This is a genomic window from Celeribacter indicus (assembly GCF_000819565.1).
GTDB lineage: Bacteria > Pseudomonadota > Alphaproteobacteria > Rhodobacterales > Rhodobacteraceae > Celeribacter > Celeribacter indicus.
The window spans coordinates 1,248,016-1,273,954 of the sequence record NZ_CP004393.1 but is presented as its reverse complement, the minus strand read 5'-3'; the positions used below and the strand labels follow the sequence as shown (position 1 = coordinate 1,273,954).

The 25,939-nt window shown below is 68.0% G+C and carries 24 protein-coding genes, 1 tRNA gene and 1 pseudogene; 17 read left to right on the top strand and 9 right to left on the bottom strand.

The features are described 5' to 3' along the window. Nucleotides 1–58: 58 nt before the first annotated feature. The gene (locus tag P73_RS06435; RefSeq protein ID WP_043868955.1) at nucleotides 59–1,168 is read left to right on the top strand and encodes a pyridoxal phosphate-dependent aminotransferase; all 1,110 of its coding nucleotides are present in this window, start codon (nucleotides 59–61) and stop codon (nucleotides 1,166–1,168) included. Here the strand turns inward: P73_RS06435 and P73_RS06430 are convergent. After that, nucleotides 1,165–2,409: a pyridoxal-phosphate-dependent aminotransferase family protein gene (locus P73_RS06430; protein WP_052453074.1), complete on the bottom strand. Its 1,245-nt coding sequence runs from the start codon at nucleotides 2,407–2,409 to the stop codon at nucleotides 1,165–1,167. The genes P73_RS06435 and P73_RS06430 overlap by 4 nt on opposite strands. Nucleotides 2,410–2,626: 217 nt before the next feature. On the opposite strand from P73_RS06430, the gene P73_RS06425 reads away from it, so the two are divergent. Beyond that, nucleotides 2,627–3,283, top strand: coding sequence for a tyrosine-protein phosphatase (locus P73_RS06425; RefSeq protein WP_052453073.1), 657 nt, complete (start codon nucleotides 2,627–2,629; stop codon nucleotides 3,281–3,283). Next, a complete protein-coding gene (locus tag P73_RS06420; RefSeq protein ID WP_043868953.1) occupies nucleotides 3,280–5,208 on the top strand; it encodes an ABC transporter ATP-binding protein in 1,929 nt (642 codons plus the stop codon). Before P73_RS06425 ends, P73_RS06420 begins: the two co-directional genes overlap by 4 nt. Here P73_RS06420 and P73_RS24815 read toward each other — a convergent pair. Next, nucleotides 5,150–5,752, bottom strand: a pseudogene (locus P73_RS24815) (glycosyltransferase); the annotation flags it as partial. The gene P73_RS06420 and the pseudogene P73_RS24815 overlap by 59 nt on opposite strands. 104 nt (nucleotides 5,753–5,856) lie before the next feature. Between P73_RS24815 and ygfZ the strand changes: the two are divergent. The 3 genes from ygfZ to P73_RS06405 are packed head-to-tail and all read left to right on the top strand — an operon-like array spanning nucleotide 5,857 to nucleotide 8,225. Then, the gene (gene ygfZ, locus P73_RS06415; RefSeq protein ID WP_245629237.1) at nucleotides 5,857–6,591 is read left to right on the top strand and encodes a CAF17-like 4Fe-4S cluster assembly/insertion protein YgfZ; all 735 of its coding nucleotides are present in this window, start codon (nucleotides 5,857–5,859) and stop codon (nucleotides 6,589–6,591) included. Nucleotides 6,592–6,597: 6 nt separating this feature from the next. Further along, nucleotides 6,598–7,431 carry a 3-oxoadipate:acetyl-CoA acetyltransferase gene (locus tag P73_RS06410; protein ID WP_043868951.1) on the top strand — a complete coding sequence of 278 codons (834 nt, stop codon included), beginning with the start codon at nucleotides 6,598–6,600 and terminating at the stop codon, nucleotides 7,429–7,431. Beyond that, a complete protein-coding gene (locus P73_RS06405) occupies nucleotides 7,428–8,225 on the top strand; it encodes a fructosamine kinase family protein (RefSeq protein WP_052453072.1) in 798 nt (265 codons plus the stop codon). Before P73_RS06410 ends, P73_RS06405 begins: the two co-directional genes overlap by 4 nt. 111 nt (nucleotides 8,226–8,336) lie before the next feature. On the opposite strand, the gene efp is transcribed toward P73_RS06405, so the two are convergent. Continuing rightward, nucleotides 8,337–8,900 carry an elongation factor P gene (gene efp / locus P73_RS06400; protein ID WP_043868950.1) on the bottom strand — a complete coding sequence of 188 codons (564 nt, stop codon included), beginning with the start codon at nucleotides 8,898–8,900 and terminating at the stop codon, nucleotides 8,337–8,339. A gap of 226 nt (nucleotides 8,901–9,126) precedes the next feature. On the opposite strand from efp, the gene P73_RS06395 reads away from it, so the two are divergent. The 3 genes from P73_RS06395 (at nucleotide 9,127) to P73_RS06385 (ending at nucleotide 11,581) form a co-directional block, all read left to right on the top strand. Next, nucleotides 9,127–9,447: a DUF6280 family protein gene (locus P73_RS06395; RefSeq protein WP_043868949.1), complete on the top strand. Its 321-nt coding sequence runs from the start codon at nucleotides 9,127–9,129 to the stop codon at nucleotides 9,445–9,447. Nucleotides 9,448–9,555: 108 nt separating this feature from the next. Next, nucleotides 9,556–10,047, top strand: a complete 492-nt coding sequence (locus tag P73_RS06390; RefSeq protein WP_043868948.1) for a cupin domain-containing protein — start codon at nucleotides 9,556–9,558, stop codon at nucleotides 10,045–10,047. 82 nt (nucleotides 10,048–10,129) lie between these two features. Beyond that, entirely contained in the window at nucleotides 10,130–11,581 is a 1,452-nt protein-coding gene (locus P73_RS06385; protein ID WP_043868947.1) for a cobyric acid synthase, read from the top strand. On the opposite strand, the gene P73_RS24285 is transcribed toward P73_RS06385, so the two are convergent. The 3 genes from P73_RS24285 to P73_RS06370 all read right to left on the bottom strand — a co-directional run bounded on the left by P73_RS24285 (nucleotide 11,582) and on the right by P73_RS06370 (nucleotide 14,814). Then, entirely contained in the window at nucleotides 11,582–12,577 is a 996-nt protein-coding gene (locus P73_RS24285; protein WP_052453071.1) for a hypothetical protein, read from the bottom strand. 121 nt (nucleotides 12,578–12,698) lie between these two features. Then, complete coding sequence (locus P73_RS06375) at nucleotides 12,699–14,096, bottom strand: TolC family outer membrane protein (protein WP_043868946.1); 1,398 nt, start codon at nucleotides 14,094–14,096, stop codon at nucleotides 12,699–12,701. A 64-nt stretch (nucleotides 14,097–14,160) separates the two neighbouring features. Beyond that, on the bottom strand, nucleotides 14,161–14,814 hold the full coding sequence (locus P73_RS06370; protein ID WP_043868945.1) for a protein-L-isoaspartate O-methyltransferase family protein: 654 nt from the start codon (nucleotides 14,812–14,814) through the stop codon (nucleotides 14,161–14,163). A 145-nt stretch (nucleotides 14,815–14,959) separates the two neighbouring features. On the opposite strand from P73_RS06370, the gene P73_RS06365 reads away from it, so the two are divergent. After that, nucleotides 14,960–15,033: transfer RNA gene (locus P73_RS06365), tRNA-Cys, on the top strand. A gap of 203 nt (nucleotides 15,034–15,236) precedes the next feature. Here the strand turns inward: P73_RS06365 and P73_RS06360 are convergent. Both P73_RS06360 and arsB read right to left on the bottom strand, forming a co-directional pair. Beyond that, the gene (locus P73_RS06360; RefSeq protein ID WP_043868944.1) at nucleotides 15,237–15,671 is read right to left on the bottom strand and encodes an arsenate reductase family protein; all 435 of its coding nucleotides are present in this window, start codon (nucleotides 15,669–15,671) and stop codon (nucleotides 15,237–15,239) included. After that, nucleotides 15,668–16,687 carry an ACR3 family arsenite efflux transporter gene (gene arsB / locus P73_RS06355; protein WP_420836134.1) on the bottom strand — a complete coding sequence of 340 codons (1,020 nt, stop codon included), beginning with the start codon at nucleotides 16,685–16,687 and terminating at the stop codon, nucleotides 15,668–15,670. Before arsB ends, P73_RS06360 begins: the two co-directional genes overlap by 4 nt. A 165-nt stretch (nucleotides 16,688–16,852) precedes the next feature. On the opposite strand from arsB, the gene P73_RS06350 reads away from it, so the two are divergent. Together P73_RS06350 and P73_RS06345 are read left to right on the top strand one after the other, a co-directional pair. Next, nucleotides 16,853–17,173 carry an ArsR/SmtB family transcription factor gene (locus P73_RS06350; RefSeq protein ID WP_043868943.1) on the top strand — a complete coding sequence of 107 codons (321 nt, stop codon included), beginning with the start codon at nucleotides 16,853–16,855 and terminating at the stop codon, nucleotides 17,171–17,173. 569 nt (nucleotides 17,174–17,742) lie between these two features. Then, on the top strand, nucleotides 17,743–18,087 hold the full coding sequence (locus P73_RS06345; RefSeq protein ID WP_043868942.1) for a hypothetical protein: 345 nt from the start codon (nucleotides 17,743–17,745) through the stop codon (nucleotides 18,085–18,087). Between the two features lie 77 nt (nucleotides 18,088–18,164). On the opposite strand, the gene P73_RS06340 is transcribed toward P73_RS06345, so the two are convergent. Continuing rightward, nucleotides 18,165–19,217: a cytochrome-c peroxidase gene (locus P73_RS06340; protein WP_043868941.1), complete on the bottom strand. Its 1,053-nt coding sequence runs from the start codon at nucleotides 19,215–19,217 to the stop codon at nucleotides 18,165–18,167. Between the two features lie 196 nt (nucleotides 19,218–19,413). On the opposite strand from P73_RS06340, the gene P73_RS06335 reads away from it, so the two are divergent. From P73_RS06335 to ptsP, 5 genes are all read left to right on the top strand, one after another. Next, on the top strand, nucleotides 19,414–20,721 hold the full coding sequence (locus P73_RS06335; RefSeq protein ID WP_052453070.1) for a 3-deoxy-D-manno-octulosonic acid transferase: 1,308 nt from the start codon (nucleotides 19,414–19,416) through the stop codon (nucleotides 20,719–20,721). 110 nt (nucleotides 20,722–20,831) lie between these two features. Then, complete coding sequence (locus tag P73_RS06330) at nucleotides 20,832–21,278, top strand: DUF1178 family protein (protein WP_043868940.1); 447 nt, start codon at nucleotides 20,832–20,834, stop codon at nucleotides 21,276–21,278. 1 nt (nucleotide 21,279) lies between these two features. Further along, the gene (locus P73_RS06325; RefSeq protein WP_043868939.1) at nucleotides 21,280–21,927 is read left to right on the top strand and encodes an SDR family NAD(P)-dependent oxidoreductase; all 648 of its coding nucleotides are present in this window, start codon (nucleotides 21,280–21,282) and stop codon (nucleotides 21,925–21,927) included. Nucleotides 21,928–22,039: 112 nt separating this feature from the next. Continuing rightward, nucleotides 22,040–23,275, top strand: coding sequence for an aspartate kinase (locus P73_RS06320; protein ID WP_043868938.1), 1,236 nt, complete (start codon nucleotides 22,040–22,042; stop codon nucleotides 23,273–23,275). Nucleotides 23,276–23,675: 400 nt separating this feature from the next. Continuing rightward, a complete protein-coding gene (gene ptsP, locus P73_RS06315) occupies nucleotides 23,676–25,928 on the top strand; it encodes a phosphoenolpyruvate--protein phosphotransferase (RefSeq protein ID WP_043868937.1) in 2,253 nt (750 codons plus the stop codon). The last annotated feature ends 11 nt before the right edge of the window (nucleotides 25,929–25,939 follow it).

Genomic DNA, 25,939 nt, shown 5'->3' with positions numbered 1-25,939 from the left:
TGAAGACCCGCCGCCGCGCGGGTCTTTTCCGATCCACAGACCCGGAAAACCGTTGCGCATGAGCGATCCCCGTCAGACCCCGCTGGTCCGGTCCCTGCCCTCGACCGTGCCCTTCGTCGCCCCCGAACGCCTCGAGGCCGAGCGCGGCGTGACCTTCGACGCCCGGCTCGGCGCGAACGAACTGCCCTTTGGCCCCTCGCCGAAGGCGCGCGCGGCGATGGCGGAGGCGGTGGAGGATATCTGGAAATACGGCGTCGCGGACATGCCCGCGCTGCGCGGGGCGATCGCCGCACGGCACGGGATCGCGCCGGAGGCGGTGACCGTGGGCGAGGGCATCGACGGGCTGCTCGGCACGCTGGTGCGGCTCTATGTGGCCGAGGGCGATGCGGTGGTGACCTCCGACGGATCCTATCCGACCTTCAACTACCATGTCGCGGGCGTGGGCGGGGTGCTGCACAAGGTGCCCTATCGCGGCGATTTCGAGGATCCCGAGGCGCTGGTCGCGAGGGCAGCGGAGGTCGGGGCGAAGCTCGTCTACCTGTCCAATCCGAACAATCCCATGGGCAGCGTCCATGATGCCGCGGCGGTGCAGGCGATGATCGACAGCGTGCCCGAGGGCTGTCTCATGGTGCTCGACGAGGCCTATACCGAATTCGCGCCCGCATCCAGCCGCCCGGAGATCGACACGACCGACCGGCGCGTGATCCGGTTCCGCACCTTCTCAAAGGCTTACGGGATGGCAGGCGCGCGCATCGCCTATGGGATTGCGCACCCGGAGATCGCCGGGAGCTTCGACAAGATCCGCAACCATTTCGGCGTGAACCGCATCGCCCAGGCCGGGGCGCTGGCCGCGCTCGGGGACGAGCCCTGGCTTGCCGACGTCGTGGAGCAGGTCGCGCGGGGGCGGGACCGGATTGCACGGATCGCACAACAGAACGGGCTGACGCCCCTGCCCTCCGCAACCAATTTCGTCACCGTGGATTGCGGCCGGGACGGAGACCATGCCCGTGCGCTTCTGGCGGCGCTGACCGCGCGCGGGGTCTTCGTGCGGATGCCGGGCGTCGCCCCGCTCGACCGCTGCATCCGCATCTCGGTCGGGACGGAGGCGGAGCTCGACGTTCTGGCCGAGCGCCTGCCCCTCGCGCTCCGCGACCTCGGGGCGGGTTAGGCGCAGCAGCTCGCGGGGGCGGCCACAGGCACCGTCTCCCCGGCCGCGGCCGTCGCGAGGAACTGCGCCGCCGCCACCGACCCGCCCGTCCGATGCGGAATGTCGAGCGCGGCAAAGGCGGTTTCCATCGCCCCGACGATGCCCAGCACCATATGCGCGTTCACATGGCCCATATGGCCGATGCGGAAATAACCGTCCGCCTCCGCCGATCCCATCTCGCCGAAGCCGAGCGAGATACCGAGCGTGATGCCGAGGTGCCCGGTCAGCCAGTCGCGCAGCCGCGTGCCGTCATTGCCGCCGAGCGACAGCGTCGTGACCGCATTGGAGCGATGCGCGGGATCGGCGATGTTGAAGGAAAGCCGCCCCTCCTGCCCCCAGGTGTCGATGGCGGCCCAATAGGCGCCCGCAAGCGTGGCGTGGCGCGACCAGACGTTTTCGAGCCCCTCCTCGAGGATCATCGTCACAGCCTGGCGCAGCCCGTAGAGGTGATGGGTCGGGGGTGTGCCGTCGAAGAACTGATAGAGCTGCTCCGCCCTGGCGCGCATGGTCCAGTCCCAATAGGGCGTGCGCATGTTTGCGGTTTCGCCCGCCGCCCGCGCCTTTTCCGAGAACCATACGAAGCCCATGCCCGGCGGCGTCATCAGCCCCTTCTGCGAAGCGGTGAGCATCACGTCGACGCCCCAGGCATCCATCTCGAACCGGTCGCAGCCGAGGGAGGCGATGCAATCCACCGCGAAGACCGCCGGGTGGCCCGCCGCGTCGATGGCGCGGCGCATCGCGGCGATGTCGTTGCGCACCGAGGTCGCGGTGTCGACATGGACGCCCAGCACCGCGCGGATTTCGTGGCCGGTGTCGGCGCGCAGCGCCTCCTCGAGCCGCGCGGCGTCGACCGGCGCGCGGGTGCCGAAGTCGATCACCTCGACCTGCGCGCCCAGCGCCTGTGCCACGCCGGCCCAGCCATGGCCGAAATTGCCGGTGACGCAGACGAGCACCCTGTCGCCGCGCGAGATCATGTTGGTGAGCGACGCTTCCCAGAGCCCGTGGCCGTTGGTGATATACATCGCGAGGTTGCCCGTCGTGCCGGCGATGCGGTTCAGGTCGGGGACGAGGCTGTGCGTCAGATCGAGCAATTCGCCGGTATAGATGTTCGGCGCCGGGCGGTGCATTGCCTGAAGGACCGGATCGGGGATCACGGAGGGGCCGGGAATGGCGAGATAATGGCGGCCGTTGGCGAGCGTCATGGGAAGTCCTCGATCTGTCGCGATCTTCAACCGGTACTCCCGCGCCCCGCGCCGGTCAATGCCGCCCCGGCGTCATATTGCGATGCGCGGCCCCGGCAAGCCGCTCGGGCACGGGGGCTCCGGCGGGGTCCGCCCGGCTTGCTGGGCACGCCAAAGCGCGATAAAGAGGCCCGATGACAGCGAGAAGATGTCCATGTTCGGAGCGTTGAAAAGAAAGTTGAGTACCCTCAAGCGCATCAGTTTCGGGGACGACCTTTCGACGCCACGCGACCGGCGCCGGGCGATCTGGCATGCGCATCTGTTCGATCACGCCTTTCTGCGCACGATCTGGAGCAATCTCTACGAGATCGCACCGGGTGTCTGGCGGTCGAACCAACCGTCGCCCGGACGTATCGCGCGCTATGAAAAGATGGGGATCAAGACCATCCTGTCGCTCCGGGGCGACAGCAATGTCTCGTTCAACCTGCTGGAACGCCAGGCCTGCGAAGCGCATGGGATCAAGCTGGTCACGTCCCGCAAGACCGGGGCCCGCACGGCGAGGCGGGGCGAAGACTACGTTCATCTCATCGACCTGATGGACACGCTGGAAAAACCGTTTCTCATTCATTGCAAATCCGGCGCGGATCGGACGGGAATGGCCTCTGCCCTCTATCTCCTGCATTCCGAAGCGGCGAGCATCCAGGATGCGAAAAAGATGCTTTCCCCCAGATTCATGCATTTCAGATCCCTGGACAGCGGCGTTCTGGACTACATCCTCGACAGCTATGAACAGGATCTGAAAACCTATGGGCCGATCCCGATCCGGGACTGGTTCCTGACCCGCTACGACCGGGAAAAGGCGCAACAGTTCAAACAGGCCCGCACCACGTCATGACCAGACCTCCCCACGGCTTCGAGCAGGACATCCCGGAGAAATCCTCGGCAACGCTGATCCTCTGGCTGTGGCGGGACTACCTGCGCCGCCATCTCGGCCTCGTCCTCATCGCCGTCCTGTTCATGTCCATCGAAGGGTCGATGCTCGGCCTGCTGTCCTATCTGATCAAGCCGATGTTCGACAGGGTGCTGGTCGCGGGGCAATCGGATGCCGTCCTCTGGGTGGCGCTGTCGGTTTTCGGCGTGTTCACCCTGCGTGCGCTCGCCTCGTTCGGGCAGCGTGTGATCATGGCGCATATCAGCCAGAAAGTCGCCGCCTCGCTTCAGGGCAGTCTCGTCGCGCATATGCTGACACTCGATGGCAAATTCTTTCAGGACAATTCCCCCGGCACGCTGATCGAGCGCACCCGCGGCGACAGCAGCGCCGCCGCAACCGTCTGGGGCACGGTGCTCTCGGTGGTGGCGCGCGATGCGATCTCGCTCGTGTCGCTTCTGGCGGTGGCGGTTTCCGTCGACTGGCGCTGGACCCTCGTCGCGGTGGCCGGTGCACCGCTTCTGGCCGTACCGCTCGTCCTGTTGCAGAACCTCGTGCGGCGCACCACGCGCGTCGCCCGGAGCGCCTCCGCGCGGGTCTCCACCCGGCTCGACGAGATTTTCCACGGCGCAACCACGATCAAGCTCGCAGGCACGGAAAAACGTGAAGCCGGGCGGTTCAGGTCCGAGATGGCGGACATGCTCCACGCCCAGATCAAGGCGGCGGCGGGACAGGCGGCCATTCCCGCGCTGATCGACATCGTGGCCGGTCTCGGCTTTTTCGGCGTGCTGCTTTACGGGGGACATCAGATCATCGAGGGCACGAAGACCGTCGGTGAATTCATGTCCTTCTTCACCGCGATGGCGCTGGTGTTCGAACCGCTGCGGCGTCTGGGCAACGTGTCCGGCATCTGGCAGGCGGCGCGCGCCTCGCTCGATCGCATCTATGCGATTTTCGCGGAACGGCCGCAGATCACCACCCCGGCCAAACCTGTCCCTCTGCCTGTCCCGCCCAGCCAGGCCGATATCCGGTTTGAGGCGGTTGACTTCGCCTATGCCGACAGCCCGGTGTTGCGTGGCACCAATTTCACCGCAGAGGCCGGCAAGACGACAGCGCTTGTCGGCGCCTCCGGGGCGGGCAAATCCACGGTGTTCAACCTGATGACCCGATTGGCCGATCCGGTGAAGGGCAAGATCACCATCGGTGGCGTGGCCACGACTGCGCTCGATCTGGCCGGTCTGCGCGGGCTCTATTCCGTGGTGTCACAGGACGCGCTGCTGTTCGACGAAAGCCTGCGTGACAACATCCTGATGGGTGCGGAAGCGGATGAGGCCACGCTTCAGGCCGCCCTGAAGGCCGCCCATGTCGCAGATTTCGCAGGCCAGCTCGACCACGGCCTCGACACCCCCGTCGGCCCGCGCGGATCGGGCCTGTCGGGCGGCCAGCGGCAACGCGTCGCCATCGCCCGCGCCGTGCTGCGCAATCGCCCGATCCTGTTGCTGGACGAGGCGACCTCCGCACTCGATGCGCAATCGGAAAAGATCGTGCAGGAGGCGCTTGAAACGCTCTCTGAGGGTCGCACCACCCTGGTGATCGCGCACCGGCTTTCGACCATCAAGAATGCCGACAAGATCGTTGTGATGGACAAGGGCCGCGTGGTCGACGAGGGCACGCATGAGGAGCTTCTGGCCCGTGGCGGCCTCTATGCCGATCTCTACCGGCTCCAGTATTCCGACGGGCGGACGGTCACGGACGGCGGCAGGCGCGGGAAGGCGACTGCGGGTCCGCGCCGGGACGGAACCGCAGAAGACGCAGAAGGTTCCGCGCTCCTTGCCGCAACCAGCCGCGCTGTCGGTAGCGTGCTGGGTCTGTTCGGACGCACAAGGCGCTGAGTACGATCCGCCCTGCAAGCCGCCGGGCGAGATCCACGTCCTCCATCAGCGGCAGGTCGCGATAGCCGCCGGCCTCCTCGTAGAGCTCGCGCGAGATCAGGAGCGCCTGGTCGCCATAGGGCAGGTCGAAGAGCCTGGTGCGCAGGTTGGCCCAGCCGGCGGTGAGGCGCGGCCAGACCCCCTCCGCCTCGCGGAAGCCGAGCGAGAAGACGAGCGCGCGGTCGTGGCGATGCGCGAGGTGGCGGATCGCCTCCTCCGCCCATCCCTCCGGCAGCCAGCTGTCCCCGTGCAGGAACAGGAGCCAGTCGCCCTGCGCCGCCTCCGCCCCGCGCCGCAGCTGGCCGCCCCGCCCCGCCGGGCCGGTCACGAGCTCGGCACCGACGAAATCCGCCATCTCCGCCACCCCGTCGCCGGATCCCCCGTCGCTCAGGATCAGTTCGCGCACGAGACCGGCGTCGAGCCCCTCCATGAGCGTGAGCAGCGTCGCCCGGAGCTTCGGGGTGACATCGAGGGTCGGAATGACGACGGAGATGGGCGCACGCATGGGGTTTCGGAGGTTTTGACCGGGTTGTGTTTTGAAGCGTCTGGCGCCTTCATATATGAAGCCGGTGAGGGCGCGAAGCCGGGCGCATGAAAATGGAGGGATCTGTGGCGGAAAGAACAATCATCGAGATCACCGGCGAGGACCGGATCAAGTTCCTCCAGGGCGTCATCACCAACGATGCCGCCCGGCTCGCCGACGGCCCCGTCTATGCCGCGATGCTCACGCCGCAGGGCAAGTTCGTCGTGGATTTCTTCCTCGTGCCGGAGGGAGACAAGATCCTGCTCGACGTCGCAGCGGAGGAGGCCGACGGGCTCCTGAAGCGGCTGACGCTCTACAAGCTGCGCTCCAGGGTCGGGCTGACGAAGACCGACCGCAAGGTCTCCCGCGGGATCTGGGAGCCCGGCGAAGGCGCCGTGGCCGATCCCCGCGCTCCGGAGATGGGCTGGCGGGCCTATGACGGGCGTCCCTCCCAGGACGTCGACTGGGACGCGATCCGGGTCGCCAACTGTATCCCGGAGACGGGGATCGAACTGACGCCCGACACCTACATCCTCGAGGCCGGATTCGAGCGGCTGCACGGCGTGGATTTCAGGAAGGGCTGCTATGTCGGACAGGAAGTCACGGCCCGGATGAAACACAAGACCGACCTGAGAAAGGGTCTCCGGACGGTCGGGATCGCCGGCGAGGCGCCCGTCGGCACGGAAATCGTGACGGAGGATGGCAAGCCGGCCGGGACGCTCTTTACCCGGTCGGGGGAAAAAGCCATCGCGTTTCTGCGGTTTGACCGCGCGCGCGGCGTGCTCCATGCTGGAGATGCCCGTATCACCGCCGGAGACTGACGGACCATGACTTCACCCTGCATCATCTGCGTCGCCATCACCGGCTCCCTGCCGACGAAGGCGGACAATCCCGCCGTGCCGATCACCGTCGCGGAACAGATCGAAAGCACGCAGGAGGCTTTCGAGGCCGGTGCGACGATCGCCCATTGCCATGTCCGCGACGACGAGGGCAGACCGAGCTCCGATCCGGAGCGGTTCGCGCGGCTGATGGAGGGGATCGAGAGCCATTGCCCCGGCATGATCGTGCAACTGTCGACCGGCGGCCGGTCGGGTGCCGGACGGACCCGCGGCGGCATGCTGCCGCTTCGCCCCGACATGGCCTCGCTCTCGGTCGGCTCGAACAATTTCCCCACGCGGGTCTACGAGAATCCACCCGACCTCGTGACATGGCTCGCCTCGGAAATGCGCAGCTACGGCATCAGGCCGGAGATCGAGGCCTTCGACCTGTCGCATATCTATCAGGCGAAGGCGATGGCAGACCGGGGCGAACTGAGCTCGCCGCCCTATGTCCAGTTCGTCATGGGCGTGCAGAACGCGATGCCCGCCGACAAGCGGGTTTTCGACATCTATGTGGACACGGTGAAACACCTGTTCGGCCCCGACGCGCCCTGGTGCGCCGCCGGGATCGGCCGGCATCAGGCCGAGCTCAACCATTGGGCCGCCGAAGCGGGTGGACACCTGCGCACCGGGCTCGAGGACAATATCCGCCTCGACCGCACCACCCTCGCGCCGTCGAACGCCGCGCTGGTGAGACGCGCCGCCGAAATCGTCGCGCAATACGACCGTCCCATCGCCACCCCCGCCGAGGCCCGCGCGCTCCTCGGCCTTCGTCCCGCATGACGGAGGATCGGCTGAGGCAGGATCTGCGCGCCCTCGGGATCGAGGCCCAGAGCCTGCGCCCCCTCGAGGGCGGCGACCTGTCTGCGGTGGTCCTGTTCGAGACGTCCGATGCGCCTCCCTGCGTCGCCAAGTCCGGTCCCCATGCCGGCACCGAGGCGCGGATGCTGCGGGCCCTCGCGGCGGCGGGCGCCCCCGTGCCGCGGGTGCGCGCGATCAGCGAAACGCTCTTCGTGATGGATTACCTGCCGAAGGCCCCGTCCTCCGACACGGGCTGGCGCGATCTCGGCCACGCCCTGCGGCGGCTCCATGCCCTGCCGGCCACCAACAACGGCTGGCCGGAGGACTATGCCTTCGGCACGGTCTGGCTGTCCAATGCCCCCGCGCCGGACTGGCCCGGTTTCTGGGCCGAACGGCGGCTCCTGCCCTTCGCCCCCGAGTTTCCCGATCTCGCCGACAGGCTGGAGGCGCTGGCGCAGAGGCTGCCGGAACTCCTGCCGAAAGCGGCGACGGGCCTGCTGCATGGCGATCTCTGGACGGGAAATGTCCATTTCTCGACCGGCGGCGCCTATTTCATCGACCCGGCCTGCTATCGCGGCCATGGCGAGGTCGACCTCGCGATGCTGCACCTCTTCGGCACACCCCCCGCCGCCTTCTGGGACGGCTATGGCGAACCGGCGCCCGAGTGGCGCGCGCGCCTGCCCCTCTATCAGCTTTTCCCCGCGCTCGTGCACCTGCGGCTCTTCGGAGAGGGCTATCGCGGCCTGGTGGAACGCTGCCTCGACGCCTGCGCCTGAGCCCCGCGCAACGTCCCGCCCGCCCGGCAACGAAAAAGCCGCCCCGAAGGGCGGCCTGTCGCGCGGGGCGCCCGATGACGCGCCCCTCCTCGCCTCGCCGGCCCGTCCGGCTCAGGCGCGTTCGGCGTATTCCATCGTCTCGGTATTGACGATGATCTCCTCGTCCGTGCCGACAAAAGGCGGCACCATCACGCGCACGCCATTGTCGAGGATCGCCGGCTTGAAGGAATTCGCCGCGGTCTGGCCCTTCACGACCGGTTCGGTCTCCACGATCTTGCAGGTCACCTTCTGCGGCAGGGTCGCGTTCAGCGCCTCCGCGTCGTAGAATTCCACCAGGATGGTCATGCCGTCCTGGAGGAACGGGCGGCGTTCACCGAGGATATCGGCCTCGAGCTGCACCTGATCATAGGTGTCCGTGTCCATGAAGATGAGCTGCCCGGCATCCTCATAGAGGAACTGCATGTCCTTCTGCTCGAGACGCACGCGCTCGACCTTGTCGGCGGAGCGGAAGCGCTCGTTGAGCTTGCGCCCGTCGCGCAGGTTCTTGAGCTCGACCTGGGCAAAGGCCCCGCCCTTGCCGGGCTTCACATGGTCGACCTTCACGGCGGCCCAGAGGCCCCCGTCATGCTCCAGCACGTTGCCGGGGCGGATTTCGTTACCGTTGATCTTGGGCATCTGACTAAACCGTGACAATTGGTTGAAGTGGGATCGCGCCATCCTATATCTGCCCGGTCGCTGGCTGACAAGGCGCAGCGGGGCAGGCAAAGACAGGCGCAACGGGCAGAGAAGCCATTCAAAGGACGCATACGTGGTATGCGTCCATGGCGTATCCGAATCGCCATGGATTTGTCATAAGGGCCCGCACGCCAGGAAGACAAGAGCAAGAAAACAAGGATAAATCATGGCTGAATTCGTGGACGGTACCGCATTCAACTACGAGCAAGGCCAACGCGCCCGCAAACTTTTTGCGGCTGTCGTTCTCGCCGCGCTCGACGATGCGATCGCCGATGACAAGAAATACGGCAACGGACCCGAACAAATCGCACGCTGGGCCCGCTCCCGTGACGGGCGCGAGGTTCTGTCCTGCGCCGGGATCGATCCGTGCGAACGGGTCGTCTCCGGACTGATGGAATTCGTTTCCAAGGGCATCCGCACTTCCGTCGCGCTGTCGCGCGAGGAAAGCGAACGCCGCCATGCGCAGGAGGCGGCCGAGGCCGCCTAGGTCCCGCCCGCACCGGTTGTCGAGAAAGACGCGCCCCGCTGACCGCTGGCGCGTCTTTTCTTTTGCGGCGCCGGTTTTGTGGCATACTCGGGGGAAAGGAGCCTTGCCATGACCGGAAAGATCGACATCGCCGCCATCGTGCCGAAAGTCGGCACGCTCTATCCCCCGCCGCTCCACGAAGACACCCGCGCCCGCGTCAAGCGCGCGCTCGGGAACCAGGCCGGACTGACCCAGTTCGGCGTGAACCTGACCACCCTGCCGCCCGGAACCAGCTCCGCCCTGCCGCACTGGCACATGCGCGAGGACGAGTTCGTCTATGTCGTCTCCGGCCATCCGACACTGGTCGTCGGCGACAGCACGGAAAGCCTCTCCCCCGGCGACTGCGCCGGCTTTCCGGCGGGCGAGGAGACCGGCCATTGCCTGCGCAACGAGACCGAGGAGGACGTGGTCCTGCTCGAGATCGGCACGCGCGATCCCGGCGAGCGGGTGTTCTATCCCGGCCGCGACCTGATGGCGGAGACCTCGAGCGAGGCATTCTACCACCATCTCGACGGCACGCCCTACACCGACATCCGGCGCCGCGGCCCCGGCGAAGACTGAGTATTTCCGCAGCAAAGGAAACCGCTTCCTTCTCCTTTGCTGCTCAAATACTCATGTCCCGGACAGCAGGGAGGCGATTGGCGTGGCAAGGGCGATCATGATCCAGGGGACGGGCTCCAATGTGGGCAAGTCCATGCTCGTCGCCGGCCTCCTGCGCGCCTTCGCCCGGCGCGGGCTGAGGGTCGCGCCGTTCAAGCCGCAGAACATGTCCAACAACGCCGCCGTGACGGAGGACGGGGGAGAGATCGGACGCGCGCAGGCGCTTCAGGCGCGCGCGAGCGGGCTGCGCCCCCACAGCGACATGAACCCGGTGCTGCTGAAGCCCGAAAGCGACGCCGGCGCGCAGGTGATCGTCCAGGGCCGGCGGGCCGGGACGCTGAGGGCGCGCGATTACGGACAGGCGAAGGCGCGCCTGCTGCCGAAGGTTCTCGAGAGTTTCCACCGGCTTTCTGCGGCGGCCGATCTGGTGGTGGTCGAAGGCGCAGGAAGCCCGGCAGAGATCAACCTGCGCGCGGGCGACATCGCCAACATGGGCTTTGCCGAGGCGGCGGGCCTGCCGGTCGTGCTGGTGGGCGACATCGACCGCGGCGGCGTGATCGCGCAGATCGTGGGCACGCATGCCGTGCTGCCGCCACCGGACCGCGACCGGATCCGGGCCTTCGCGGTCAACAAGTTCCGCGGCGACATCGGCCTGTTCGCGGCGGGGGCGCAGGCCATCGCGGAGCGCACCGGCTGGACCGATCTCGGCACCCTGCCCTGGTTCGACCAGGCGCACAGGCTGCCGGCGGAAGACGTGCTCGACATCTCCTCGCGCGGCACGGGGGCGATCCGGATCGCGGTGCCGAAGCTCTCGCGCATCGCCAATTTCGACGATCTCGATCCGCTCGCCGCGGAGCCGGAGGTGCGGGTGGAGATCGTGGAGCCGGGCCGCGCCCTGCCCGGCGACGCCGATCTCGTGCTCCTGCCCGGCAGCAAGTCCACGATCGGAGATCTCGCCTTCCTGCGCGCGCAGGGCTGGGACATCGACCTGATGGCCCATGTCCGGCGCGGCGGGCATGTCCTGGGCATCTGCGGCGGCTACCAGATGCTCGGGCGCTGGATCGACGACCCCGACGGCATCGAGGGCCATGCCGGCCGGCACGCGGGGCTCGGCCTGCTCGACGTCACCACGGTGATGCAGGGCGACAAGCGGCTGGCCGAGGTGGAGGCGACCGATCGCGCCTCCGGGACAGCGGTGACGGCCTATGAGATCCATATCGGGCGCACCGAGGGGCCGGATTGCGCCCGCGCCTGGCTGACGGTCGAGGGACGGCCGGAGGGCGCCGGGAGTGCCGACGGGCGCGTGAGGGGCTGTTACCTGCACGGGCTCTTCGCCTCGGACACCTTCCGCGCCGCCTGGCTGGGGCAATTCGGATTAGCCCATGGCGTCACCGCCTTCGAGGACGGGGTCGATGCCGCGCTCGAGGCGCTTGCGGATCATGTCGAGGCGCATCTCGATCTCGAGACGCTCCTCGGCCTCGCCGCGGAGGTCTGACTATTCGAATTCCCGCAGGGTGAGCGCGCGCTGCACCTCCCGGCGCACGAGGCGCCGGAGGTTGCGGGTGATGCGGCGGCCGAGGTCGCCCTGGAGCTCCTCCCGGATCACCTGCGCCACGAGTTCGCGCAGCGCCTCTTCGTCCATCATGTCGTCCTCGGCATAGCCGGCGAGCGCCAGTTCCTCCTCGAGGCTCGGATCGGGATCGGGGGCGACCGCCTCCGCCGCGGCGGGGTCCTGCGGCCCCTCCTCCCGAAACGGCGGCAGATCGGCGGCGGCGGGACCGGCGGAGGCCACCCCCTCCTCGATCACCTCGGCATCGGCGATGTCGTCGAAAGGCTCTTTGGGAAAGGGCATGGAGAGCGGATCCTCCTGCAGGGCGCGGAAGCGGAGCACGCGGGCGCCGGCCTCGGTGAAGGCGCGCGGCATCTCGCGCGGGATTTCGGCCTCGAGATCCTCGGACCCGTCCGGCTCCCAGTCGTGGGGCTGTGCGCCGACGGCCGCCTCGAGCTCGGCGATACGCTGTTCGAGCGTGAGGCGGGCGGCATGCAGCGCGGCATCGGGCGCGGGCGTGTCGTCGAGCTTCGCCGCCCAGTCCTCCTCCGTGGCGGGCTGCGGCGCGGCGGGGGCCACCGGTTCCGGCCCGGCGGCGGCGGAAGGCTGCGGCGCCTCCTCCCTGTCGGGCAGGCGCACGGCCTGGTCGAGCGAAAGGACGAGCGGTCCGGATGTGTCCGGGACGTCGGATTCGGGATCGGCGGGGGAAAGATCCTGCCCCTCCGCCGGTCGGTGACCGGCTTCGGACGGGTCGGTTTCCGCCGCGCGCGCCGGTTCGGGATCTGCGACGCGGAAGGCGGGGGTGAGCACGAGCGCCGACGGCCTGTCCCGCGCGGCGGAGCGTTCGGGCGGACGGGCGGGCGCGGCATGCGTCTCCGCCACCAGCCGGCGGATCGAGGCCAGCACGTCCTCGGCGTCCATATTCGTCATCGGATCAGACATCCCGACTCCCTCACACACTCCCCTGATGGTAGCCAGCTTCGGGCTCACACACAACAGGTTGTCGATTCGGACGGAGAGATGCCCCTGTCCCGGACCGGTGGGCCGGGACAGGGGCGCTGTCTCATTCGCCGCGCAAGAGGCCCTCGAGCACGCGGTCGAGTTTCTCGCCCTGCGGGCTGACCCGGCGCAGGGGCGCATTCTTCACCGCATTGTAATAGGCGGAGGGGTCGTAGACCGGCACGTTCAGGTTGAGCTGTTCAACGGTCAGCAGACCGAGCGACTGGAGCACCGCATAGATCTGGGTCTCGCGCGCGATCCGCGCCTGGATCGCGGAGACCTGCGCATCGAGCAGGTCCTGTTCCGCGTCGAGCACGTCGAGCGTGGTCGAGGCGCCGAGATCCGCCTCCTCGCGCACACCCTCATAGGCGATCCGCTGCGCGCGGACATAGGCGTCGGACGCCTCCTCCGACGCGGCATAGACCGTCAGGAGCGCCCAGTTCGTGCGCACCGCCTGCTCCACCTCGCGCGAGGTCTGGAGCAGTTCCGCGCGCGAGGCGTCGCGATTGGCGATGGTTTCGCGCACGACCGAGGCAATCGTCCCGCCCTGGTAGATCGGGCCGGAGAGGCCGACGGAGAGCGAGGTCGTGCTGTCGTCGAAGTCGAAATCCTCCGGATCGTAACCGTGGCGCAGGGAACCTTCGAGCGTCGGGAGCATGTTGCGTTCTGCGATTTCCACCGCGAGATCCTGGGCCGCCGCCTGATGCTGGAGCGCGATGATCGCCGGGTGACGCTGATGCGCGGTCTGCACCGCGTCCTCGAGCGAGCGCGCAGGCAGGGCGATGGCCGGAGGGCTCGACAGGTCGGTGGGATAATGCCCGATCGCGACCCGGTAGCGTTCCCGCGCAGCGGAGAGATCGCCGCGCGCCGCCGCGAGGTTGGCCCGCACGGAGGCGAGCTGCGCCTCGTAGGCGGAAACCTCGGTGCGGGTGATTTCGCCCACGTCGAAGCGGTCGCGCGCGGCGCCGAGGTTCTCCTCGTTGAGCCGCACCGCGCTGTCGCGCAGGTTGACGAGCGCCTGCGCCTCGCGGACATCCATATAGGCGGAGACCGCCGTGGCGAGCACCTGCTGCTCGACATTGACGAGGCTCGCGCGGGTGGCGAGCACCACTTCCTTCTGGAGATCGATGTTCAGCCTGTTGCGCCCGAAGGTGAACAGCTCCATCGAGGCGACGAAGGAGAGCGTGCTCGACCAGTCCTCGTAGACGCTGTTGCCGACGAAGGATTTCCCGCCTTCCAGGTTGTAGCTGAAGGAGGGGCGCATCGCCGCGAGCGCCTGTGCCACGCCCTCGTCAGTGGCGCGCAGCGTCGCGCGGTTCTGTTCGAGAAGCCCCGAGGTCCTGTAGGCGGAGGCCATCGCGTCCGCGAGCGTCTCCGCCATTGCCGCGAGCGGTGCCGCGGCGAGCGCCGCCGCGGCGGCACCGGCGAGAAGCGCTTTCCTGAATCTTGTCTTGATGCTCATTGGCTTTCCTGCCCCTTTTGTCTTTCGAACGCCGGGGCCGGCCCGGCCACTCACACGTTCTGCCTCACAGCGCGAAGGCCGCGCGTTTTTCAAATCCCGGAAGAACCGGCGCGGTGGCATTGAACACCATGCGCCAGCTGATTACACCGTCGATTTTATATCCGATACGCACAACTCCAAGGGCGCCATTGAGGAAAATCGCACAGATGCGTCCTTTTTCCTTGATCTGTGCCTCAATCGCCTCGGGAAGCTCCTCGATCCCGCCCTCGATGAGGACGACGTCATAGGGTCCGTGCTGCGGCGCGCCCTCCGCGATCGGGCCGGTCTCCACGATCACCGTGTCCGATCCGTTCTCGGCCAGCGCGGTGACGGCCTCCGCGGCCATCGCCTCGTCCTCCTCGACCGCGACGACGGCCTGCGCCATGCGCGCAATCACGGCGGCGGAATAGCCGAGCCCGCAGCCCAAGTCGAGCACGAGCTCGTCGCTGCGGATGTCGAGCGTGTCGAGCATCTTGGAGAAGACCCGCGGATCGAGCACCACCCGGCGCGCTCCCAGATCGATATGCTCGCCCACATAGGCCCCGTCCCGCTTCGCCGGCGGCACGAAATTCTCGCGCGGGACGGTCAGCATCGCCTCGATGATCGGGAATTTGGTGACATCGGAGGGACGCACCTGCGTGTCGACCATGGTGGTGCGGAGCTGGGCGAAATCGGGCATGGGCTGAACTCTTCCGTTCATTGTCATTCACGGGCCGTTTTGCCACAACCCCGTTTGAGGAGCAACATGTCATGCGCCGCCGCAAGGCCGGAAAACGCGTCTTGCACAGAGTTCCGCCATGGTATAGACACCGGCTCACCATTTCGGCGAGTTGGCGGAGTGGTGACGCAGCGGATTGCAAATCCGTGTACACCGGTTCGATTCCGGTACTCGCCTCCAAATTTTTCAAGCATTTGCGTCACCGCGCCCGATAGGCGGCGCTGCCGGGTCTTGCCCCTGACCGTCCTCTCCGCGATCCAGTCCCCTCCGAATGCCGTTTCCCCTTCCGAACGCCGTTTTTCTTAAAGGGGAGACCTCGGGACAGCCGCGATCCGGCCTGCGCCGGTCGCATCACCCCGTCGCGGTGGGGCCCCGCGCGGCGGTCAGTCGGAACCGTCTCCTCCGGGGCGCTCGCCCTTCGCGTTCAGGATCATCTCGCCGTCCTCCTTGAAGAGCGGGCCGGTGGGCAGCCGCTCGAGCAGGTCCAGGACACGCTCGGACGGGCGACAGAGCCGCACGCCTCTGGGACTCGCCACGATCGGACGGTTCACGAGGATCGGATGGGTCAGCATCGCCGCGAGGATCGCCTCGTCGGAGACATCTTCCCCGAGCAGTCCCAGCTCCGCGGCGGGGGAGCCCGTCCGGCGCAGGGCGCCCTGCGGGGTGAGATCGGCGGCGGCGAAGAGCGCCAGCAGTTGCGGACGGGTCCAGCCCTCCTTCAGATAGTCGATCACCACCGGCTCCGTCCCGGATCTTCGAATGATGTCGAGCACGTTGCGCGACGTGCCGCAGTCGGGATTGTGATGGAGGACGATCATGCCCTCTCCTCCGCAAAGCGGGATCGGGTCCGGTTGGCAAGGGCCACCAGCGACAGCATGACCGGCACTTCCACCAGCACGCCGACCACGGTGGCGAGCGCCGCGCCCGAATTCAGGCCGAACAGGCTGATGGCGACCGCCACCGCCAGCTCAAAGAAGTTCGACGTCCCGATCAGGGCGCAGGGGGCGGCGATCCGGTGCGGCACCTTCAGCAGCCAGGCCGCGCCATAGGCCAGCGCGAAGATGCCGTAGCTCTGGATCAGGATCGGCACGGCGATGAGCGCGATGACGGTCGGGCGGGCGAGGATCACCTCCCCCTGCAACCCGAACAGGATGGCCACGGTCGCGACCAGCGCGATCATCGAGAGCGGCTTGACGCGGGCGGTGAAGGCGTCGATCGCCCCGGCCGAGCCAAGCAGCCGCCGGGTCAGCAGGCCCGCCAGAAGCGGCAGGACGACATAGAGCACGGTCGCCAGAACGAGCGTGTCCCAGGGGACCGCGATCTCCGTCACGCCGAGCAGCAGCGCCACGATCGGCGCGAAGGCTATGATCATGATCAGGTCGTTCACCGACACCTGCACCAGCGTATAGGCGGCATCGCCGCGCGTGAGCTGCGACCAGACGAAGACCATCGCCGTGCAGGGCGCCGCCCCCAGGAGGATGAGACCCGCGACATATTGCGCAGCGTCCTCGGGCGCGATCCAGGCCGCGAAGACATGGTCGAAGAACAGCACCGCCAGCAGGGCCATGGTGAAGGGCTTCACCAGCCAGTTCACCGCCAGCGTCACGAGCAGCCCCTTCGGCTGCCGCGCCACGCCGATCACGGCACCGAAATCGACGCTGACCATCATCGGATAGACCATCGCCCAGATCAGCACCGCCACCACGAGGTTGATCGACGCGATCTCGGCACCGGCGATTCCCTGCACGAGGCCCGGCAGCCAGGCCCCGCCGAGAAGCCCCGCGAGCATGGCGAGGGCCACCCAGAGCGTGAGCAGACGCTCGAAGCGCCCCATCGGCGCCGGATCGGAGATGGTGTCGGGGACGGGGGTCATCTGGCCTCGCTCCGGGAACATGTGCCCCGCATGAATTCGTCATTACGTGGATTCACGAATTGAATTCGGAATAGCGTCCGGCTGGCGGCCTTGTCAAGATTCGTGACCTTCGGATATTCTCGAAACATGAAACAGGACCTCGCCATCGACGCCTTCGGCGCCCTCGCCCACGGCACACGGCTCGCCATTTTCCGCCTGCTGGTGCGGCGCGGCCCCGGCGGGACGCCGGCGATGGAGGTGGGGCGCCTGCTGGATCTGAAGCCTTCGACGGTCTCGGGCCATCTGTCCATCCTGAAACGCGCGGGGCTCGTGACGGCGCAACGCCAGCAGAGAGAAGTGCTCTACGCGCCCGATCTGGAGACCGTGAACGATCTGGTGACATTCCTGCTCGAGGATTGCTGCGGCGGCGACGAGACGGCCTGTCGGAACATCCTGTCCCGCGGGTGAAGGCGTCGGGCGGCCCTCTCGCCTCCGGCCCGCGCCCCGCCCGCTCCGATGGGCGTCCGCGGGATCCGCTCACGCGCCTGACGGGGGAGCCGTCGCCATGGCGCGCTCCCTGTGGAGATGCGGGCCGCGACCGGCCTTCCCCGCGACGGGTGCGGCCCGCGTGCCGTCGCGTCGGGGTCGGACCCGCGCGGTCCTCGGTGCGCGGTCCATGCGCGGTCTCCGGTCCCGACATCCTCCGCTCAACCCGGTCCGAGGTCTTCGTTCCCGATGGCCGGTTTCCGCGACGGGTGCGGCGCGCGCGGCCTGCGGCACGGACACCCGCCACGGCGCCGCCGATCTTGCCGGTCTCCGCCCTCCAGCTCGAGGCGCGCAACGTCGCCCCGACGCGCGTGCCGGGCGTCCACCGCCCAAGAAACCGGCATTGCCCGGCACCACCGCCGCAAAGCCGCTCCTGCCCGAAACGCCAGCGGGTGAGGGCTTGGTTTCTGTCCTTGCACACTCTATCTGCTAGGCTGATACCCGAAGCGCTGCCCGGACCGCCGTGGAGCCAGCCCTGCAAAGCCCGATCCATGCCACCGACCCCGCCAGACCGAGAGAAGAAACCCGCGCGCCTGCGTCGCCTGACGATCGAGGGATCGCCACGGAGGCTCGGCCTGTCGCTCATACAGGCGTCCACGCTTCCCGCGCCCGCAAACCGTCTGTGCCTGCCCGGCGGAGGTACGGTCGAGACCTTTCCCGCGCTGAGCGAGAAGGAAAGCGCGCTGATCGACAGGCTGATCGACGAATGTATCCAGTATGAGGACGACGGGGAGGATCACCTCTCGGAGATCGTGGACCGCATCGGGTCGAAACTCCTTCAGGCCTTCCTCGAACGCGCCCGTGCGCGCATGTCGCAGCCCCACGACACGAGATAGCCCCTCCCTCCGGTGGGAGGAAGGGGCCGGAAGGTCGCCGCGCGCGGCGGCGATCCGTGATTACCCGAGCCGGCAGTTCATTCGATGATGATGTCCTGCGTCGGACGCGGCGTGGTTCCGCTTTCCGCCGGCAGCACCGGGGTGATGACCTGCGGCATCTCGCCCGTCAGCGCGCCGAGGAAGGCGACGATCTGATCGGCTTCTTCGTCGGTCACGGCTTCGCCGAGCTGGCTTTCGGCCATGATCTGCACCGCCGTCTTGAGATCCCAGACCTTGCCGGAGTGGAAATAGGGCGCCGTCACGGCGACGTTGCGCAGCGGCGCGGCGCGGAAGACGTATTCGTCATCGACCGTGTCGGTCACCGCGAAGCGGCCCTTGTCGCCTTCGGGCAGGACATCCGCGCCCGGTTTCTCGATCAGGCCGAAGGGATAGTAGTCATGGCCGCCGACGTTGACGCCGTTGTGGCAGGCGATGCAGCCCTTGTCCATGAAGAGCTGGAGCCCCGCGAGCTCGGTCTCGTCGAGCGCCGCATCGTTGCCGTTGAGCCATGCGTCGAAGGGCGCAGGCGTCAGCAGCGTCGCCTCGAAGGCCTCGATCGCCTTCGCCATGTTGTCGAAGCTGACCGGGTCCGCGTCCTCCGGGAAGGCATCGGTGAACCATTCGACATACTGCCCCATGGAGGACAGGGTCGCCACCACGTTGTCGGGCGTATTGGCCATCTCCACACCGGCCTGGACCGGGCCTTTCGCCTGATCCTTCAGGTCGGTGGCGCGGCCGTCCCAGAACTGCGCGGCGTTGAGCACGGCGTTCAGCACGGTCGGCGAGTTGCGCGGACCCTTCTGCCAGCCGTGGCCGACCGAGGTCTCCATGTTGTCGTCCCCGCCGGTGGTGAGGTTGTGGCACGAATAACACGAGAACACGCCGGACGCCGACAGGCGCGGATCGAAGAACAACGCCTTGCCCAGATCAATCTTCTCCGGAGTGATCGGGTTGTCCGCAACCGCAGGCACGGTCGACGGCAGTGGACGGAAAATGTCCAGGGCGTCCTCGCGAAGTTCCTGGGCCATCGCGCCGCCTGCGGCAAGCAAGACCGCCCCCGTCAGAACAAACTGGCTAGGACCAAATTTCATTGTTTTCTCCCTCATTCAGAGCAGATTCAGAGCAGACGTTTCGCGCGTCGGCTTCGACATTAGCTGCCCAAAGGTTAACAGAGTATGACTTAGATCAATTCTAACGTAAATTCCGGTCGCTTGCCCGGCCCTTGCCAAGCCCCCCGCGGCCCGCGTAAGTCCCGAAGACACCCGACAGCGCCGCTTGCGAGGTTCCGTGCTGCTCTACCGCCTTCTCCTGACCGCCCTTTCGCCGGTCTTCGCCCTCGTCTTCCTCCGCCAGATCCTGCGCGGACGCGAGCGGCTCCCGGATCTCGGCGAACGGCTGGGCGCCGGGCTCGTCACGCGACCCTCGGGCGCGGGGCCGCTTCTGTGGGTGCATGGCGCCTCCAACGGCGAACTCACCGCCGCGCGCGCCCTCATCGAGGAGGCGCTCGCCCGCGCGCCATCGCTCGAGATCCTCGTCACCGCGAACACCGTGTCGGCGCGCCGGATGGTGCGCGGCTGGGGCCTGCCGCGGGTCTCCGTGCGCCTCGCACCGCTCGACCTGCGTCCGGTGCTCGACCGCTTCCTCGACGCGACCACCCCCGCCGCGCTCGTCTCCATCGAGAACGAGATCTGGCCCAACCGCTTCGCGCTCCTCGCCCGGCGCGGCATTCCCGTCGTGGTCGCGGGCGCGCGGATGTCGGAGCGCACGGCGCGGCGCTGGCTGCGCATGATGCCGGTCCTCGGCGCGACGACGCGACAGACCGTCGCCGCGATCACCCGCCTCGCCGCGCAGGACACCGCCTCCGAACAGCGGCTGCTGCAACTCGGCCTGCCCGCCCGCGCGCTCCTGCCACGGATGAACCTCAAGAGCACGGTGGAAATCGGCAACGGGACCGGCGCCGGAGAGGCGGAGGCGCGCGGGCTCTCCGGCGTCTTCCTCCGCGACAGGACGATTCTCGCGGCCTCGACCCATGCCGGCGAGGAGCGGATCGTGCTCGAGGCCTTCGACAGGGTGCTGAAATCCGATCCGCAGGCGCGGCTGATCCTCGCCCCGCGCCATCCGGCCCGCGCCGAGGCCGTGGCGGAGGAGCTGCGCCGCTCCGGCCTCGCCTTCGCCCGCCGCGGGCGCGGCGAGGCGCCGGAGCGCGCGCCGGTCTACCTCGCGGACACGCTGGGCGAGATGCCGCTCTGGTATCGGCTGGCGGGGATCTGCTTCGTCGGCGGCTCGCTCGTCGCACGCGGCGGGCATACGCCGTTCGAACCCGTGCAGTTCGGCGCGGCGGTCCTTCACGGGCCGCATGTCGCCAACCACCAGGCCGCCTATCGCGCCCTCGATGCCGCGGGCGGCGCGCGCCCGGTCCATGGCCTCGACGATCTCGCCGCGGCCCTGGACGTGCTGGTCACCCGGCCGGAGGAGGCCCGGACCATGGCCGAGGCAGGGCGCGCCGCCCTCGCCGCGCTGCGCGACAGCGCGGTGCAGCAGGAGGCTTTCTGGAGCGTGCTCGCGGAGGTTCCCGGACTTGAGGCGCTGCGCTAGGCCGGCCCCGGCACGCGATTGCAAAACTTCCGTCCCGTCCCTATGTCTGTGGGATGCGCGGCATTCCGCGTGTCCCGCGCACCCCCTGACACAACCACCGACCGGCCGCCATGATCCGCTACACGCTCAAATGCGCCAATGACCACCGCTTCGAAAGCTGGTTCCGCTCCGCCGAGGATTACGAGGCGCAGACGGCGCGCGGGCTCGTCGGCTGCCCGGACTGCGGCGAGACGCGGGTGGGAAAGGCGATGATGGCGCCGCAGGTGTGCACCGCGCGGGAGGAAGCGCCCGCCGGACCGCCGCCGCCCGTGCCGGCGCAGACCGCCCCCACTCCCGAACAGATCGAACAGGCCATCGCGAAGCTCCGGGCGGAGGTGGAGGCCAATTCGGATTACGTCGGCCTCGAATTCGCCGCCGAGGCGCGCCGGATGCACGAGGGCGCGGCCCCGCCGCGCGCGATCTACGGCGAGACGAAACCCGACGAGGCGCGCAAGCTGATCGAGGACGGCGTTCCCGTCCTGCCCCTCCCCTTCACACCGCGGCGAAAGATGAACTGACATGCCCGACGCCCTGATCACCGGCGCCTCGCGCGGCATCGGCGCAGCGCTGAAACGCGAGCTGACGGAACGCGGATACGCGGTGGAAGGCACCTCCACCGCCGGGGCGGAGGGGCTCCACGCGCTCGACCTGACCGACCCCGCCGCGCCGCAACGGCTCGCCGACACCCGCGGCGCGCGCGCCCTCGACCTTCTCGTCTGCAATGCCGGGCTCTATCTCGACAAGGGGCAAAGCCTCGAGACCGGCTATCCGGCGGCGATGTGGGCGCAGGAGTTCGCGGTCAACGTCACCGGCGTCTTTCTCACGGTCCAGGCCCTGCTCCCCGCCCTGCGCGCCGCCGGGGGCAAGATCGCGATCATCTCCTCGCAGATGGCCTCGCACACCCGCGCGCCGGGCGGCTCCTATATCTACCGCGCCTCGAAGGCCGCCGCGCTCAATCTCGGGCGCAACCTCGCCACCGACCTGCGGCCGGAGGGCATCGCGGTCGGCATCTATCACCCCGGCTGGGTGAAGACGGACATGGGCGGCGCGAGCGCGGAGATCACCGCCGGGGAGGCCGCGCGGGGCCTCTCGGATCGCGTCCAGGCCCTGTCCCTCGCGACCACCGGCTGTTTCGAGACATGGGACGGGCGCGCGCACCCGTTCTGAGGCGGGTTTTGGCGGGCAAAATTCGACAGGTCGCCCGCCAGCACGCTCTTGCGCTTTCTGCACCGGACACTTAGGAAACCGTGACCAATCGCAGAGGGGAAGAGGGCGGCTCATGCCAATTCTCGTGATGAAATTCGGCGGCACCTCCGTCGCCACGCTCGACCGCATCCGCCGCGCCGCAAAGCGCGTGGGACGCGAGGTCGCCAACGGTTACGACGTGATCGTGATCGTCTCCGCCATGGCGGGCGAGACCAACCGGCTCGTGGGCTATGTCGGGGAGACCTCCCCCATGTACGACGCGCGCGAATATGATGCGGTCGTCTCCTCGGGCGAGAACGTGACCGCCGGGCTCATGGCGCTGACGCTTCAGGAAATGGACATCCCCGCACGGAGCTGGCAAGGCTGGCAGGTGCCGCTCAGGACCAACTCGGCCCATGGCGCCGCGCGGATCGAGGAGATCCCCGACGAGAACATCCTCGCCAAGTTCGCCGAGGGCATGAAGGTCGCCGTCGTCGCCGGTTTCCAGGGCGTCTCGCCCGAGGGCCGCATCACCACGCTCGGCCGTGGCGGCTCCGACACGACCGCCGTGGCCTTCGCCGCCGCCTTCGATGCCGAACGCTGCGACATCTATACCGACGTGGACGGGGTCTATACCACCGATCCGCGGGTCGAGAGCAAGGCGCGCAAGATGGAGAAGATCTCCTTCGAGGAGATGCTCGAACTCGCCTCGCTCGGCGCGAAGGTGCTCCAGACCCGCTCCGTCGAGCTCGCCATGCGCTACAAGGTGAAGCTGCGCGTGCTGTCGTCTTTCGAGGAATATGACCCCAATGCCGGCACGCTCATCTGTGCCGAGGAGGAAATCATGGAAAACAAACCCGTCTCCGGTATCGCCGCCTCCCGCGAAGAAGCCAAGATGACCCTCGTCTCCGTCGAGGACCGTCCCGGCATCGCCGCCGCCATCTTCGGTCCGCTCGCGGATTCGGGCGTGAATGTCGACATGATCGTGCAGAACATCTCCGATGCCGGGGCGACCGACATGACCTTCTCCTGTCCGGTCGACCAGGTGAAACGCGCCGAGGCCGCGCTCAATTCCGCCAGGGAACGCGGCGATCTCAGGTTCGAGGAGCTGATCTCGGACGAGACGGTGGCGAAGATCTCCCTCGTCGGCATCGGCATGCGGTCGCAATCCGGCGTCGCGGCCAAGATGTTCCGGGTGCTCTCCGACGAGGGCATCAACATCAAGGTCATCGCCACCTCCGAGATCAAGATCTCCGTGCTCATCGACCGCCGGTATGCCGAACTCGCGGTCCAGGCGCTGCACGACGCCTTCGAACTCGAGAAGGCCTGAGCCCTTCGTCCCCGCCGCCCCGGTCGCGCCACTCCGGCGCCGGGGCGCCTCCCTGCCCCGCGCCTGCCCAATCCGCAACGCCCTGCGCCGCCCCGGCGACACCGGATCGGGCCCGCGGGGTGATCGCCCGGTTTCCGCCACCGGCACGACGGACCGCCGCGCATGGCGCAGGCGCCTTTTTCCGGCCGTGGCGCCCCGTCCCGCAGCGCGGCTGCCGAGGCTGCGCCTGCGGCATGCTGTTTTTGCACATGCAGCATCAAACTACGGATATTTCTGCACTTTTTACACGCAAGACTTTGCCTGCGCCCTCCCCGCAAGTTGATTTTCTCTGGCGAAGCCCCACATCTATGGTCTAAAGAAGCGACGCCCGCGAACGGGCGCGAAAGGGACGGCAGGATCCATGCCTCATAATCTGGAGAGCGAGTCGCGCAAGCTGCTTGGACGGCTCAGGGATACACTGGCCGAAGACAGCGCCAGTCAGGCGCGGCTGGACCGCATCACCCATCTCATCGCCGACAGCATGCACACCCAGGTGTGCTCGATCTACCTCTTCCGCGATTCCGAGACGCTCGAGCTTTGCGCGACCGAGGGCCTCAAGGCGGAGGCCGTGCACAAGACCCGCATGCGCATCGGCGAGGGCCTCGTGGGCCGCGTCGCGCGCACCCGGCGGATGGTCAATACCGCCGACGCCCCCTCCGAACGCGGCTTTCGCTACATGCCGGAGACGGGGGAGGAGATCTATTCGAGCTTCCTCGGCCTGCCGATCCAGCGCCTCGGGGAAATCCTCGGCGTGCTGGTGGTCCAGTCGAAACAGGCCCGCGCCTATACCGACGACGAGGTCTATGCGCTCGAGGTCGTGGCGATGGTGCTCGCGGAGATGACCGAACTCGGCGCCTTCGTCTCCGAAGAGAGCGGAATGCGCGCCCTGCATCAGAATCAGGTGCTCTTCCGCGGCGCAACCGGGCAGGAGGGCGTGGCCGAAGGCCGGGTCTACCTGCACGAACCCCGCGTCGTCGTCACCAATCCCGTGGCTGACGATCCCGAGAGCGAGAAGGCCCGGCTGGGCGAGGCGATCGACCGGCTGCGCCTGTCGGTGGACGACATGCTTGCCAATGTCGGGCCCGCCGACAAGGACCAGAACGAGGTTCTGGAAGCCTACCGGATGTTCGCCAATTCCCGCGGCTGGCGCCGCCGGATGGAGGAGGACATCGACCGCGGGCTCTCCGCCGAGGCAGCGGTGGAAAAGGAACAGTCCACCGCGCGCACGCGCCTCGCCACCGTACCCGATCCCTACATGCGCGAACGGCTCCACGATCTCGACGACCTGTCGAACCGGCTCCTGCGCATCCTCACCGGACAGGGCAAGGAGACCGGCGCGGAAATGCCGGACAATCCCATCCTCGTGGCGCGCAACATCGGTCCGGGGGAGCTTCTGGACTACGGCAAGGATCTCAAGGGCATCGTCCTCGAACAGGGCTCGGTCGGCTCGCATGCCGCGGTGGTCGCGCGCGCCTGGGCGATCCCGCTCGTCATCCATGCCGAGGGGATCACGACCGAGGCGCTGAACGGCGACGCGATCCTCGTGGACGGCGACCAGGGCATCGTGCACCTGCGGCCGGAGGAGACCGTCGCCTCCGCCTTCCGCGACAAGATCGCGATGCAGGCCGAGGCGCTGAAACGCTATGCCGGGCTGAGGGACCTGCCCGCCGAAACGCTCTGCGGCCGGCGCATCGGACTGCACATGAATGCCGGGCTGATGGCCGACCTGCCCTCGCTCACGAGCTCGGGCGCCGAAGGCGTCGGCCTGTTTCGCACCGAGCTCCAGTTCCTCATCCGCAACAAGGTGCCGCGCCGGGGCGAGCTTGCCTCGCTCTATGCCCGCGTGATGGACGCGGCGCGCGGCAAGCGCGTCGTCTTCCGCACGCTCGACATCGGCTCGGACAAGGTTCTGCCCTACATGAAGCCGCAGGACGAACCGAACCCGGCGATGGGCTGGCGCGCGATCCGCGTCGGCCTCGACAAGCGCGGGGTGATGCGGATGCAGCTCCAGGCGCTGATCCGCGCCGCCGCCGGGCGGCCGCTGACGATCATGTTTCCCTTCGTCGCGCAGTTCGAGGAGTTCCGCGAGGCGCGCGCCATCTTCGACGACGTGCTCGAGAACGAGCGCAAGCTCCACCACACGGTGCCCTCCCGCGTCGAAATCGGCGCGATGCTCGAAACCCCGTCGCTCGCCTTCGCGCCCGACCGGTTCTTCGAGGAAACCGATTTCCTCTCCATCGGCGGCAACGATCTCAAGCAGTTCTTCTTTGCCGCGGATCGGGAGAACGAGCGGGTGCGGCGGCGCTACGACACGCTCAACTATTCGTTCCTGAGCTTCATCCGTCAGATCGTGGAACGCTGCGAAACCTTCGGCACACCGATCTCCTTCTGCGGCGAGGATGCCGGGCGGCCACTCGAGGCGGTGGCGCTGGCCGCCATGGGCGTGCGCACCCTGTCGATGCGCCCGGCCTCCATCGGCCCGGTGAAATCCGTGCTGCGGCGGCTCGACCTCGACGAGGTGCGCAAGGTGATCGAGGACGCGGCCGCCCAGGGCGCGCAATCCGTGCGCGCCGATCTCGCGGCCCATCTCGGCCGGTCGGGGATCATCGTGTGAGCGGGATCCGG